Source organism: Capnocytophaga ochracea DSM 7271, from assembly GCF_000023285.1.
GTDB classification, from domain to species: domain Bacteria; phylum Bacteroidota; class Bacteroidia; order Flavobacteriales; family Flavobacteriaceae; genus Capnocytophaga; species Capnocytophaga ochracea.
In genome coordinates this window covers 593327-607500 of sequence record NC_013162.1, presented here as the reverse complement: position 1 = coordinate 607500, position 14174 = coordinate 593327, and the positions used below count along the sequence as shown (strand labels likewise).

General features: G+C 41.5%; 9 protein-coding genes and 2 rRNA genes (1 of these 11 cut by a window edge). 6 read left to right on the top strand and 5 right to left on the bottom strand.

The window, feature by feature from the left end:
• The 6 genes from COCH_RS02405 to COCH_RS02380 form a co-directional block, all read left to right on the top strand.
• A 23S ribosomal RNA gene (locus COCH_RS02405) occupies positions 1-1054 on the top strand (it extends 1789 nt beyond the left edge of the window).
• 174 nt (positions 1055-1228) lie between these two features.
• A 5S ribosomal RNA gene (gene rrf / locus COCH_RS02400) occupies positions 1229-1338 on the top strand.
• A 189-nt stretch (positions 1339-1527) separates the two neighbouring features.
• On the top strand, positions 1528-4002 hold the full coding sequence (locus COCH_RS02395) for a polysaccharide biosynthesis/export family protein (RefSeq protein WP_015781781.1): 2475 nt from the start codon (positions 1528-1530) through the stop codon (positions 4000-4002).
• 2 nt (positions 4003-4004) lie between these two features.
• A complete protein-coding gene (locus COCH_RS02390) occupies positions 4005-5072 on the top strand; it encodes a Wzz/FepE/Etk N-terminal domain-containing protein (protein WP_015781780.1) in 1068 nt (355 codons plus the stop codon).
• A complete protein-coding gene (locus tag COCH_RS02385; RefSeq protein ID WP_015781779.1) occupies positions 5072-5704 on the top strand; it encodes an HAD family hydrolase in 633 nt (210 codons plus the stop codon). The genes COCH_RS02390 and COCH_RS02385 overlap by 1 nt, the downstream gene beginning before the upstream one ends.
• Positions 5701-6102 carry a pyruvate carboxyltransferase gene (locus COCH_RS02380; protein ID WP_015781778.1) on the top strand — a complete coding sequence of 134 codons (402 nt, stop codon included), beginning with the start codon at positions 5701-5703 and terminating at the stop codon, positions 6100-6102. The genes COCH_RS02385 and COCH_RS02380 overlap by 4 nt, the downstream gene beginning before the upstream one ends.
• Positions 6103-6160: 58 nt before the next feature.
• On the opposite strand, the gene COCH_RS02375 is transcribed toward COCH_RS02380, so the two are convergent.
• The 5 genes from COCH_RS02375 to secA form a co-directional block, all read right to left on the bottom strand.
• The gene (locus COCH_RS02375; RefSeq protein ID WP_015781777.1) at positions 6161-7429 is read right to left on the bottom strand and encodes a DUF2851 family protein; all 1269 of its coding nucleotides are present in this window, start codon (positions 7427-7429) and stop codon (positions 6161-6163) included.
• A gap of 74 nt (positions 7430-7503) precedes the next feature.
• Entirely contained in the window at positions 7504-8106 is a 603-nt protein-coding gene (locus COCH_RS02370) for a phosphatase PAP2 family protein (protein ID WP_015781776.1), read from the bottom strand.
• Positions 8106-9860: a DEAD/DEAH box helicase gene (locus tag COCH_RS02365; protein ID WP_015781775.1), complete on the bottom strand. Its 1755-nt coding sequence runs from the start codon at positions 9858-9860 to the stop codon at positions 8106-8108. Before COCH_RS02365 ends, COCH_RS02370 begins: the two co-directional genes overlap by 1 nt.
• A 191-nt stretch (positions 9861-10051) precedes the next feature.
• On the bottom strand, positions 10052-10594 hold the full coding sequence (locus COCH_RS02360; RefSeq protein ID WP_015781774.1) for a DUF3592 domain-containing protein: 543 nt from the start codon (positions 10592-10594) through the stop codon (positions 10052-10054).
• A 12-nt stretch (positions 10595-10606) separates the two neighbouring features.
• Positions 10607-13969 (bottom strand): preprotein translocase subunit SecA, encoded by a 3363-nt coding sequence (secA, locus tag COCH_RS02355; protein WP_015781773.1) that lies wholly within the window; start codon positions 13967-13969, stop codon positions 10607-10609.
• Positions 13970-14174 lie beyond the last annotated feature (205 nt).

The following is a 14174-nucleotide window of genomic DNA, read 5'->3' as shown; positions in this document are numbered from 1 at the left end:
TGACACCTGCCCGGTGCTGGAAGGTTAAGAGGAGAGCTTAGTGGTAACACGAAGGTTTGAATTGAAGCCCCAGTAAACGGCGGCCGTAACTATAACGGTCCTAAGGTAGCGAAATTCCTTGTCGGGTAAGTTCCGACCTGCACGAATGGTGTAACGATTTGGACACTGTCTCGGCCATGAGCTCGGTGAAATTGTAGTATCGGTGAAGATGCCGATTACCCGCAGTGGGACGAAAAGACCCTGTGCACCTTTACTATATCTTCGTATTGGTCTTGGATAAGTGATGCGTAGGATAGGTGGGAGACTTAGAAGCGGCTATTCTGGTAGTTGTGGAGTCGTTGTTGAAATACCACCCTTTGCTTATCTGAGGTCTAACCCTGCAGAGTGCAGGGGACAATTCGTGGAGGGTAGTTTGACTGGGGTGGTCGCCTCCAAAAGAGTAACGGAGGCTTCTAAAGGTTCCCTCAGCACGCTTGGTAACCGTGCGAAGAGTGCAATGGCATAAGGGGGCTTGACTGAGAGACCTACAAGTCGATCAGGTACGAAAGTAGAGCATAGTGATCCGGTGGTTCCGTATGGAAGGGCCATCGCTCAAAGGATAAAAGGTACGCCGGGGATAACAGGCTGATCTCCCCCAAGAGCTCACATCGACGGGGGGGTTTGGCACCTCGATGTCGGCTCGTCACATCCTGGGGCTGGAGAAGGTCCCAAGGGTTGGGCTGTTCGCCCATTAAAGTGGCACGCGAGCTGGGTTCAGAACGTCGTGAGACAGTTCGGTCTCTATCTACTGTGGGCGTTAGAAATTTGCGTGGATCTGACTCTAGTACGAGAGGACCGAGTTGGACGCACCGCTGGTGTATCTGTTGTCTTGCCAAGGGCATAGCAGAGTAGCTAAGTGCGGATGGGATAAGTGCTGAAGGCATATAAGTACGAAACCCGCCACAAGATGAGATTTCTTTTAAGGGTCGTGGGAGATGACCACGTTGATAGGTTACAGGTGTAACGGTGGTAACATCATAGCCGAGTAATACTAATCACCCGTAGACTTTTCGCGCAGTATTCTTTTTTTACTGGAACGTTAGTCAGAAAAATTGTCAATTATCCATTGTCAATTGTCAATTGAAAAATATGTTTTTTATCCCTATATGTTAAAAAAATAAGGTTACAGGTAGTAGGTTATAGGCATTAGGGATTACCCTGAAACCTAACCCCTGACACCTAAAAAGTTTAAGGTGGTTATAGTCAAAGGTCTCACCTCTTACCATTCCGAACAGAGCAGTTAAACCTTTTAGCGCAGATGGTACTACGGTCACGTGGGAGAGTATGTCGCCGCCTTCTTATAAGAAGAGCAATTCTGATAAAGAATTGCTCTTTTTTTGTTGTTTGAAGTTGTGGGACTGCTTGGAAGGGGAAAGGACGAGTCTCAGGGTAAGTAGGAGAATTAACAGGAGTGGACTAAAAAAACAATATCTTGATTGCTAATTGCTAATAGTTTTGTATCTTTGCCCCAAAATCAATTATGCAATAATGTTGAAGATTAAATTACTTATTATATACTTACTTTTAGTTATTTCTCAGGCAGTAGCACAGGTGACTTCTCCTAATGCTACCTATAACAATGTGGATATCACTACTGTGAATGTGGATAACTTGAGTGATGCACAAATTAAAAATTATTGGGATCGCGCTCAAGCACAAGGTTATTCATTAGACCAATTCATTGCTTTGGCTCGTAGTCGCGGTATGCAAGAAACGCAAGTAATGAAGCTTAGGCAGCGCATTATGCAACTTGGCACTTCTTCTGATATTAAAAACAAACTTAAAGAAAACACAAAAACAGGTAGGCGTCCGGCTGAAGGTGATGAAATTTTTGGTTATACCGGTAAAGAAAACAAAGATTCTATCACTACTAAACAGAAAAAGGATTCTATATTTGGAATGAGTTTCTTCAAGAATCCTAAAATATCTTTTACTCCTAACCTCAATATGGCAACTCCCGACAACTATCAAGTAGGTCCTGGTGATGAACTACTCGTGGAAGTTTGGGGGGCGACAGAAGGTTCTTTTAAGCAAAAAGTAGACGCTGAGGGGAATATATTCCTAAATGGTATCGGGCGCATTCACGTGGGAGGACTTTCGTTCAGTGAAGTGAAGGCTAAGATTAATTCACAGCTCAAGCGCATTTATTCTGGTATTTCGGCTCCTGAGGGTAGTTATGCGAAAATTTATACAGGGGTAACTATCAGTCAGGTGCGTACAGTAAAAGTGAATATCATAGGCGAAGTGGCAGTTCCTGGGACTTATTCGCTTAGTTCGCTTTCAACGGTGCTCAACGCATTATATGCTTGTGGAGGTCCTTCGGAAAGTGGTTCGTTTAGGGAAATAAACATCTTTCGAGGAGGTAAAAAAGTTGCTACTTTTGACGTGTACAATTTTCTAATAAATGGTTCAGAAAAAGGCAATATAGGTCTTAAAGACCAAGATGTGATTATTGTACCCCCATATAAAAACCGTGTATGGGTGGACGGGAAAGTAAAACGACGTGGTTTTTATGAGACTTTAGACAATGAGACGCTAGCAAACCTCATCACCTTCTTTGGAGGTTTTACCTCTGATGCTTTTACCAATACTTTGGTGTTGGAGCGCATTAAAGATGCTAAACGCGAAGTAAAAGAGATTCTTTTTGCTGATATTTCAAAAGTAAAAATGCAAAATGGTGACCGCCTAAATGTACACGCTATTACTGATGAATACCATAATAGGCTCAGTATAGGCGGAGCTGTATATCAGCCTGGGGTATACGAGTTTAAAGAGGGAATGACGGCTTACGACTTACTCAACAGAGCTAACGGTGTGAGAAAAGATGCTTCCTTGAATAGAGGTCTTATCTTCCGCACTGAAAACCGCGTGGATTACCAAACACTTAGTTTTTCGGTAAAAGACCTCATAGAAAAGAAAAATGATATTCCGTTAAAAGACAATGATAGTATTCATATTTTTTACAGAGATTCTCTTCAGTACAAACGCTTTGTAAAGGTAGAAGGAGCTGTAAATAAGCCAAAAGAATTACCTTTTATGGAGAATATGACAGTGGAAGATGTGATATCATTGGCAGGTGGTTTGGCTAATGGAGCAGACCCTTCGATGATTGAGATATTTAGAGAAACTAACGATGGTAATTTTCAGAAACTAAGTCAATCCTTTAAAGTATCGTCTAATCATCAGTTAGAGCCCCAAGGAGAACGACTTATCTTGCAACCTAACGATGTTGTATCGGTACGTTATATCAAAGGATTTACTCCTATGCAAACTGTAACGGTAATGGGAGAAGTGCTCTACCCAGGTGTTTATAGTATTCAATCTAAAGACGAACGTGTTTCGGATTTATTAGAGCGTGTGGGCGGTTTTACTCCCTTTGCCTATAAAGAAGGACTTACTCTTGTGAGAAAAAAGACAGATGAGGGTGATATTCAGCAAGAAGATTTCTTAAAAGAACTCATTGAGATTGAGAATGACACGAGCAGTAGCACTTCGAATAAAACACTGAGAAGAGTAGCTAAAAAAAGCAATGAGTATCGCATAGGGCTTGATGTAAAAAAGATATTAAACCGAAAACACAGCAAATATGACCTTTTGCTCAATGACGGAGATATGTTATTAGTCCCTTCAGAAAAACAAACTGTGGAAATTAGAGGAGAAGTATTAGCGCCTTCATTAGTGCGTTATGAAAAAGGAGCTTCTATGCATCAGTATGTCAGTAGTGCAGGAGGCTTTGCCAGCAGAGCGAAGAGGAGTGCTATTTATGTGATGTATGCCAATGGAGATATAAAGGCAACACGTACCTCTCTATTCTTTAAAAACTACCCCAAAATAGAGCCTGGGGCCATTATTATAGTACCTTCAAAACCCGAAAAACAACGCCTTACAACGGGAGAAACGGTGGGTATCATTTCGGCTATTACTACTATGGGAGTGTTAATTTACAGTGCTTTTAAAAAATAACTATGGAAAATAATCATCACAATACGATAAGAGAAGAAGATGAAATTGATTTGTTACAGCTTATCAATAAGCTTTGGAGAGCTAAGAAATCAATCACTGTATTTACGTTGATATTTATGGTCATAGGGATATTAGTAGCCTTATTTTCGGCTAAAGAATACACCGCTACCACTATTATGGTACCACAAGCAACTGATAGCAAATCGACAGGAGGATTGGGGGGACTTGCAGCTATGGCAGGGATTAATTTAGGAGGAAACAATGCAGATGCTATTCCACTTACTACCTACTCCAAGATTATTGAAAGTGTTCCGTTTAAAAAGAAATTAGCACAGACGAAGCTTACTTTTTCAGATATTTCTAATCCAATTACCTATGAGCAATATTGTAAAAATTATGCGAAACCGAGCATTTTGGGTAGTGTGATGAGTATTTTCCGTTCAAACCCTTCTGAACCGTCTATTAAGGTACAAGATACCACCCATATTACGAGTATTAGTAAGGAGGAGAGAGCTATCCTTAATAGTATCGACAATAATATCAAGTTGAATTTAAATGAAAAAGAGGGTTATATTACGCTATCGTATGCAATGCCCGAAGCACTTCCTGCGGCACAAATGTTGCAAAGTGCGCAACAGTTATTGCAAGAAACAGTAACTGAGTTTAAATTGCAAAAAGCAAAAGAAGAGTTCGACTTTGTACAACAACGTTTTATCGAAGCTGAAAAAGATTTTAAGGCAAAGCAATACGCTGTGGCAGGTTTCCAAGACCGCAATCGTGACCTTTTTAGCAACTTACCTCAAACGCGTTTGCAACAACTACAAGCTGAGTATAACTTAGCTTTTAATGTATATACTGAATTAGCTAAACAACTCGAAACCAAACGTATTAAGATGAAGGAAGACCAACCAATATTTACTATAATTGAGCCTGTGAGTGTACCTAACGAACGTTCTAAACCCAAACGAATGATGATTATTGCCATTTGGACGTTTGTAGGACTCATTATAGGAATAGGTAATGTTTTTCTAAAAGACTTTAGACAACAACTCAAATCTAATAACGACTAATGACTAACAACTATATTATCTTTGATATGGACGGGGTGCTACTGGACAGTGAACCGATGCACCAAGAGATTATTTATGAGACTTTTCAGCTGAAAGGCATTCCGTTTGACAAGGCATATATACAAACTCTCACGGGAATGTCGGCTTTTCCGATGTGGGAAAAGGTAAAATGCGATGCCCACCGAACAGAAAGTGTAGAGGAGCTAATGCAGTTTCACCGTGATTACTTTTTCAAACGATTACCCGAAGTGAAAGTTCCCTTAGTACCTCACGTAAAAGAAGTGTTAGAGAAGTTTAAGAATGAAGCAAAGCACTTATCATTAGCTTCCTCTTCCGGACGCAAACTCATCGATATTTTTACTCAGCAAACAAATATAGCACACTATTTTGAAGTAATGATGAGCGGAGATGATGTGCAGTACAGCAAACCTAATCCTGACATATTCCTAAAAGTAGCCCAATGGTACCACTTGCCAGCAACACAATTTACAGTGATAGAGGACAGTACCAATGGCGTGAAAGCTGCCAAAAGTGCTAATATGCAGTGTGTGGGCTTCCAGAATCCCCTTTCAGGCGGACAAGATTTAAGTCAAGCTGACCTACTTATCCATTCAATGCAAGAACTTTTATGACAAATAATAACTTACAACTCATAGAATGTGTAACGATAGCCAATGAGGATTATTTGCAATCTTTATTGGCTGTTGGCTTTTATGCTCTTGCTCTCAAAGCTGAACTACACCCTTTAGTTAGCCATTTAGATTTTTCAAACACCAAAACTAAAATCTTGCTCTTAGACGACGAACTGCCTACCATTGAAAAACAAGGTATTACTATTAGCAGTTTGGCTACTGCCTACCAAGCTGGCATTACCCGTTTTTACAGTGCTATCAAAGGTTATGGCGGCTATCTTCCTACTGAAAAACTCCTCACCTTCTTCCAAGCCCAACATCACCCTATGGACATCAACCTGCTCGCTTTTGAGAGTGCTTATAATGAAGCGCTACATCAGGTAACAACTAATAGATAACGGGTAACAAGTAAAGCTGAATATGTGAGTAAGTCTAATGGCTTAATCAAAGTTTTTCTTACCTCTTACCTAAAATCGAAATCCCTATAGCGCAATCTAAACAACGTTTGGACTGGCAATAGTGTTTGTACTGTTGTAGAAGTACTTGGGTATCAAAAGCGGTGGTAACGGTGGCACCTAATTGTTGGTATTGGGTGATTATGCTGTTGCTCTCGGCTGTCATTATTTTGAGTTCTTCAATGAGAGATTCGCTCACGTCCTTGCCTAAACTTTGGTAATAGGCATATTTGAGTGGAATGAATACATTTATCCAAATAAGTGTAATAAGGCTTGCACTAATAGGCTTTTTTACTTTTTTAGAAGTCTTAGTAAAGGTATAGTGGGTTTCCCAAAATTCGGAGACTGCTACGGCAAAAAGTTTTTGGATACTTTTAAAATCATTCACTTCGAGGATTTTAGAAAACAAACCTTCATTTAGCTCGTATAGCTGTGCGAGTTGCGAGAGTCGGATAGTAGGAAACCCTTGCGGACGCAAACCAGTGAAATGTATTTTTACTACAGGTGCAGAGAGATTGTATTTCTGTTGTAGGTAGTGATAATTTTGCAAGAGTTCACGTGGATAGGTGAGTTCAGTTGCTTTGGGGAGTAAGCCTGCTTGCCCCAATAGTAGCGCTTCTAAATGTAAGGGGTGTGAGCGTTCTTTGCGGATAATACCAAAATCGATATATTTGCCCAATTGCAGAAATGCTTCACCATTTACGGTGCCACCAAAAGACTTGAGAAGCATACAAAAAAGTACTTTCTCCCAATCAAAATTAGTAGCTTTCCACAACTCGTTCACAACAGTAGCTTTTTCTTCTAAACGTTCTACTAACAGACGCTCATTCCACGAAAGTAAAGTAATCGCTGGCACAGTAGTATATTCCTTTTCACAAGGAATAAACTGACAATGTGAGGCTACAGTGGTTTTGTATCGCTTTAAGAGTTCGGGGGAGATGAGTTCTCGGAGTTCTAAAGTGGGAATTGGCTGGTTGTTAGCATCGAATACTTCTATATCGTGTTCCCAAACTACGTGCAGAATCACATTGCGATAGGCGGGATCACTTTCGTGACCGTGCACATACCAATCCGATGATTTGAGATGCATTTCTACATTACCTGCCCATTGCTGTTCACCTATAAGCAGTTGAGCACTTTGGAAATCGGGACCTGAAAGGGAATTATAGTCACCAAATGAGAGAATTTGCAAACGCTCTCCTGTAGTAAGTACAGCGTTGAGAGGTACTTTTTTGTATTTCCATAGGTAGTGTAAGAAATCTTCTTTCATTTTGTTTAGGTAAGAGATAAGAGGTAAAGCTAGCGAGAACTCAGAGCTGGATATATGAGTAATAGGCAACAAGTTTAGGTGGCCTTTGAGGATTGTCCCCCTTCGGGGGTTCGGGGGCTTTTTAACTTCTTTTCCACAAATAGAAAAAGAAAATAATAAAGGGTAGCTAAGAGTATTCCAAAGATCCAACCTACCAATACATCACCTGGAAAATGCACGCCTAAATAAATACGGCTATAACTTACAATCACTGACCAGCAGAGCAATAGAGTAACGATATATCGGGCGTTTTTCCTAAGCAAGTAACTAAAAAATACGGCTATTGCCATTGTATTGGCGGCGTGTGCTGAAAAAAAACCATACTTACCACCGCAAATCACCATTCGCATTTGCCCTATAAGACTCTCATCGTGACAAGGGCGCAAGCGTTGGAATCCGTATTTGAAAACATTTGCTAGCTGGTCGGTAGTGGTGATGATAATAGCAGTGAATACCAAGATGAGCAACACTCGTTTCCAATGGAAATACTTGAAACACAAGTATAACAAGAAAGCATAGAGGGGGATAGACGAGAGCGCATTGGTAATGAGTAGCCAAAGGCTATCGGCTTCGGTTGTCCCCCCACTATTGAGAAAACAGAGCAGTTGCTTATCCGTTTCTATAAGGTATTCTAACATTATTTACGTTTTTTCTTCTTTTTAAAAGCCTGTTGGAGAGCTTCAGCAGTCTTTTGTTTGCGACTTTCTCTTTGTCCTTTTTTGCGATTTCTACCCTCATCGTTGCCGTGTTTCCTACCGTCATCATTTCCGCGTTTGCTTCCGCCACGGTCTCTGCCAGCACCTTTGGTAGAGAGTTCTACATTGATGAAGCGACCGTCCAATTGGAAGTCGTTAAAGGTATCCATCACCAAATCGGAGAGGTCGGCATCGGTATTGAAGAAAGAGAAACTGTTCTTTACATCTACTTTGAAAACATCATCACGACCTAAATTAAGGGTTGCTTTGAGGAAATCTTTGAGCGATTTCCAGTCGTAGCCATCGCGTTCACCTATGTTGATGAAATAGCGCACTTCATCGCTATTACCCCTACTGCGGCTTTCACGCTCGTTCTCTACCGATAAGTTTTCGGCATTTTTATAATAATTGAAGAAACGCGTAAACTCTACTGAGAATATTTTTTTGATCAACTCATCGCGATCTACATTTTTCAGTTCTTTATAGATAGCAGGCAAATAATCGTCGATAGCAGGGTTTACTTCTGTATTTTTGAGGTTGTTAGCCAAGTGATAGAGCTGTATCTCGCAGATTTCCATACCCGATGGCAATTGTTTTTGCTCAAAAGGTTGCCCTATCATCTTTTCGATAGTTTTGATTTTCTTTACCTCGCTTTTTGGCAAAATTACCATCGAAATTCCCGATTTACCAGCACGACCTGTACGCCCACTGCGGTGGTTGTAGGTTTCTATTTCGTCGGGCAATTGGTAGTGAATTACGTGGGTGATATCGTCTACATCAATACCGCGGGCAGCGACATCGGTAGCGACAAGCATTTGTATTTGGCGTGCGCGGAAGGATTTCATCACCAAATCGCGCTGATTCTGACTCAAATCGCCGTGAAGGGCAGCGGCATTGTAACCGTCTTCAATGAGTTTTTCGGCTACTGCCTGAGTATCGCGTTTGGTGCGGCAAAACACTACTGAGAAGATATCGGGGTTGGCATCGGCGAGGCGTTTTAGGGCTTGGTATCTATGGCGACCGCTCACTATATAGTACTCGTGTTGCACGGTGTTAGTAGCCTGATTGCGAGTTCCTACTGTTATTTCAATAGGCTTACGCATAAACTTACGCGCTATCTTAGCCACCTCGTTAGGCATAGTAGCCGAAAAGAGCCAAGTGCTTTTTTCTTGAGGGGTATGCGATAGAATTGCGGTAATATCTTCATAGAAGCCCATATTGAGCATTTCGTCGGCTTCGTCGAGCACACAATAGTTGATATGGCTGATATCTACGAAGTTACGGCGTATCATATCTTGCATACGCCCAGGAGTAGCCACGATAATTTGTGCGCCTTTTTTGAGGCTACGCGCTTGTTCCTCGATACTTGCACCGCCATATACCGCCACTACGTTCACCTTAGGGAGGTACTTAGCATAATTGCGGAGTTCAGAAGCGATTTGCAAGCAGAGTTCGCGTGTAGGTGAAAGGATAAGACCTTGAGTTACACGGCTATCAGTATCGATAAGTTGGAGGAGAGGAAAGCCAAAAGCGGCTGTTTTACCAGTACCCGTTTGGGCTAAAGCTACCATATCAGCACCATTTGCTAAAAGAGTAGGGATGGCTTTTTGCTGAATTTCAGAAGGAGTTTCAAAGCCCATATCGCTGATGGCTTTGAGGATAGGTTCATTAAGACCTAATTGTTCAAATAAATTCATTAATACAATTTGTAAATTAGCAAATTTGCCAATTTGCTAATGTATTTTAAAGCGCAAAGGTACAATAATATTTTCAATTGACAATTGATAATTGACAATTAAGAAGAAAAAACTTTGCCAAAGGTGCGAGCCATACGGCTGGAAACTTTGGCAAAGTATGATATAATAAATAATTTACATTGTGTTTCTGCTTATTTTTTTATGAAAAAGGAAACAATCAAGAAAATTACTGCAATGGACATTATTGCGAATCCTGCTATGCGAAACCCCTTACAAAAAAACGTTTTATCTTTATCGTCTACTATTTGGTGTTCACTGGGAGTTTCGGGCAAATAAGCTACTGTTATACTCTCGCCTGCTCGATAATTGGTTTGACGGCTACCACTATGAGCCCCAAAATAGGTTACACAAAAAGTATGAGCCGAATTAGCATATTTCAAGTTTATAGGGGCGTTTGAGTTCAGAACAAGAGGCTTTACAATATAAGTATTTTCTCCTACAGTATACTTATAGACTACATAAGTCCTATTATTAAAACCAATACCTCCTATACCTTGAGTGCCTGATTTGACAATTTCTAATACCTCTCCTTGTGCTTTCCCTTGATATAGTTTTTTGTTCTTTTCAGTAATTCTTTTGTTAATCTCAGCAGTAACCAAGAATACAAGCGCAAACAGAAAGAATATACCAGAGCTTAGCAGCATTCCCATTTGGTTGTTCATTTGGTTGTCCATTACCTTAGTGATCTATTTATTGGATACTAAAATCCATTCTCCGCTGTTTATTAGGGGGTCTGCTTGTTTGAACTTGAGCTCTTTGCGTTCACCGGTGCGGATGTTTTGGATTACTACCTTATCATTACGACCAATTTTAGGTTGTTGGCGTACGATGGTCTCTACTACCGAACGGCGCTGTGAGGCTTGTTGCCCTACTTCACGGGCGCGTTGTGCCATCTCATCGCTGTTGAGGGCTTCTTCCTTATTGGTTTGGTAGTGCTCACGAGTGCGTTGTGGCGCGTGGGCTTCCTGTACAGGTGGATTTTGAGTAGGTAACTCGGCTTTGAACAAGAAAGAGATAATCTCTTTGTTTACCTTATCGACCATAGCTTTGAACAACTGATAGGCTTCAAACTTATAAATAAGTAGCGGGTCTTTCTGTTCGTGTACCGCTAATTGTACAGATTGTTTAAGCTCGTCCATACGGCGGAGATGCGTTTTCCATTCCTCGTCGATGATGCCAAGCGTAATATTCTTCTCGAAATCGCTTACGAGTTTCTTACCTTGGGTTTCGTACGCCTCTTTGAGGTCGGTTACGATGTTGAGCATCTTTTCGCCATCGGTGAAAGGCACGACGATACGCTCATAAGTATTATTAGGATTTTCGTATACGTCTTTAATTACTGGGAAGGCTTGAGCGGCACTGCGTTCAGCTTTTTCCTGATAGTGTTTGAGCGCTTCGTGATACAAGGCAAAAGTAAGGTCGTTTGGCGATTGTTTAGCAAATTCAGCTTCTGAAATTTGTGTTTTCAGTGAGAAATATTTGATGAGCTCGAAAGTGAAATTCTTGTAGTTATTTCCACCTTTGTTGCTCTCTACTATATTCTCACAAGTATCGAATATCATATTTGCCAAATCCACTTTTAGGCGTTCACCTTCAAGAGCGTGGCGACGGCGTTTATAAATTTGCTTGCGTTGTGCGTTCATCACGTCGTCGTACTCCAACAGACGTTTACGCATACCGAAGTTGTTTTCTTCTACCTTTTTCTGAGCTGCCTCGATGCGTTTGGTCATCATAGAGTGCTGAATTACATCACCTTCTTTATGACCTAAGCTATCCATTAATCGGGCGATACGTTCAGAACCGAAGAGGCGCATTAGGTTATCTTCGAGAGAAACGAAGAAGAGTGAGCTACCAGGGTCACCTTGACGACCAGAACGACCGCGCAACTGACGATCGACACGACGAGAATCGTGGCGTTCGGTACCTATAATTGCCAAACCTCCTGCAGCTTTTACTTCGGGGGTTAACTTGATATCGGTACCACGTCCCGCCATATTGGTTGCGATGGTTACCACACCACTATGTCCGGCTTCGGCTACGATTTCAGCTTCTTTTTTATGTAATTTCGCATTCAATACATTGTGTTTCACCTTGCGCATTGTAAGCATACGGCTGAGGAGTTCGGATACTTCCACAGAAGTAGTACCTATCAACACAGGGCGACCAGCTTCGGAAAGTTTTACTACCTCATCGATTACGGCGTTGTATTTCTCGCGTTTGGTTTTATAGATAAGGTCGTTGTGGTCTTTACGAGCGATAGGACGGTTGGTAGGGATTTCCATTACATCGAGTTTATAGATTTCCCAGAACTCACCCGCTTCGGTGATAGCAGTACCCGTCATACCTGCTAACTTGCTATACATACGGAAGTAGTTTTGCAAGGTAATAGTCGCATAGGTTTGGGTAGCAGCCTCAATTTTCACATTCTCTTTGGCTTCAATCGCTTGGTGCAAACCATCGGAATAACGACGACCGTCCATAATACGACCTGTTTGTTCATCGACGATGAGCACTTTGTTATCAATTACTACATACTCTACATCTTTTTCAAAGAGAGTGTAGGCTTTGAGCAATTGGTTAAGGGTGTGAATGCGTTCGCTTTTTACGCTAAAATCTTGGAATAATTTATCTTTTAGTTTAGCTTCTTCTTCAATAGGAAGACCTTGGTTCTCAATATTGGCAATTTCTACCCCAATATCAGGTAAAACAAAGAAATCTTTATCACCATCGTAGGCAATATCAGCAAACCCTTTATCGGTAAGCTCGATTTGGTTGTTTTTCTCATCAATCACGAAGTACAATTCGGCATCTACCTTTGGCATTTCGCGATTGTTATCCTGCATATAGTAATTTTCAGTTTTTTGGAGCAGTTGTTTTACCCCTTCTTCACTGAGGAACTTGATGAGCGCTTTGTTTTTAGGTAACCCACGATACACGCGCAAGAGTTGGAATCCCCCTTCTTTGGTATCCCCTTCGGCAATGAGTTTGCGGGCATCGGCTAATACTTTGGTGAGGTAAGTACGCTGTTTGTTTACCAAATTTTCTACCAAAGGTTTCAGTTCGTTGAACTCGTGCAATTCACCTTTAGGGGTAGGACCTGAGATGATGAGCGGTGTACGAGCATCGTCTATCAATACAGAATCGACCTCATCGACAATGGCATAGTTGTGAGAGCGTTGCACCAAATCTTCGGGAGTGTGCGCCATATTGTCGCGGAGGTAGTCGAAACCAAATTCGTTGTTAGTTCCATAGGTAATATCGGCGTTGTAGGCACGACGACGCGCTTCGGAGTTAGGTTGGTGGTTGTCGATACAATCCACACGCAAACCGTGGAACTCAAATAAAGGTCCCATCCACGCACTATCTCGGCGTGCCAAATAGTCGTTCACGGTTACGAGGTGCACCCCATTCCCCGTTAGGGCATTGAGGTAGACAGGCAAGGTAGCCACGAGGGTTTTACCTTCCCCTGTTTGCATTTCGGCAATCTTACCTTGGTGAAGGGCAATACCTCCAATGAGCTGTACATCGTAGTGTACCATATCCCAAGTAACATCTTTACCAGCGGCGTCCCAGTGGTTTTTCCATACAGCTTTATCGCCCTCAATCGTCACATAGTCGTGGGTAGCCGATAGTTCGCGGTCGTGCTCGGTAGCAGTTACGGTAATAGTTTCGTTATTAGCAAAACGACGGGTAGTTTCCTTCATTGTTGCGAAGGCTTCGGGAAGGATCTCGTTTAATACTTTTTCGGAGACTTGATAGGCTTCGCCGTTGAGTTTGTCTACTTCAGCATAAAGGTCTTCTTTAGCATCGATATCGTCAGTAGCGTTTGCTTGGGCTTCGAGTTCGGCTATTTTAGTATCGAACTCGGCGCGAGCGTCTTTTATTCTTTGCTTAAACTCAATAGTTTTTGCGCGCAACTCATCATTAGAGATATTTTCTAACTGAGAGGCGTAAGTTTTTATTTTTTCAACGATAGGTTGGATTGCTTTTAGGTCGTTTTTGGCTTTATCGCCAACGAAAATTTTAATAAGGGAATTGATAATGCTCATTATAATGATTAATGATTAATGATTAATGATTAACTTTGCCAAAGGTCGTAGCACAACAGGCAGTTAGAAACTTTGGCAAAATTCATACCGTAAATTTGTCAATAAATATACCAAAAGGCGAGAACTGACAATTTGTCACTATATTGATTTGCTAATCTGCTACTTTGCTGATTGGCAAATTAAAAGAAAGCCCCCGAACCCCCGA

Bases quoted from the DNA above. Each gene is read 5' to 3' on its own strand.
- COCH_RS02360 (WP_015781774.1), bottom strand. From the start codon at position 10,594: ATGGACAACCAAATGAACAACCAAATGGGAATGCTGCTAAGCTCTGGT.
- COCH_RS02395 (WP_015781781.1), top strand. From the start codon at position 1,528: ATGTTGAAGATTAAATTACTTATTATATACTTACTTTTAGTTATTTCT.
- COCH_RS02385 (WP_015781779.1), top strand. From the start codon at position 5,072: ATGACTAACAACTATATTATCTTTGATATGGACGGGGTGCTACTGGAC.
- COCH_RS02365 (WP_015781775.1), bottom strand. From the start codon at position 9,860: ATGAATTTATTTGAACAATTAGGTCTTAATGAACCTATCCTCAAAGCC.
- COCH_RS02370 (WP_015781776.1), bottom strand. From the start codon at position 8,106: ATGTTAGAATACCTTATAGAAACGGATAAGCAACTGCTCTGTTTTCTC.
- secA (WP_015781773.1), bottom strand. From the start codon at position 13,969: ATGAGCATTATCAATTCCCTTATTAAAATTTTCGTTGGCGATAAAGCC.
- COCH_RS02375 (WP_015781777.1), bottom strand. From the start codon at position 7,429: ATGAAAGAAGATTTCTTACACTACCTATGGAAATACAAAAAAGTACCT.
- COCH_RS02390 (WP_015781780.1), top strand. From the start codon at position 4,005: ATGGAAAATAATCATCACAATACGATAAGAGAAGAAGATGAAATTGAT.
- COCH_RS02380 (WP_015781778.1), top strand. From the start codon at position 5,701: ATGACAAATAATAACTTACAACTCATAGAATGTGTAACGATAGCCAAT.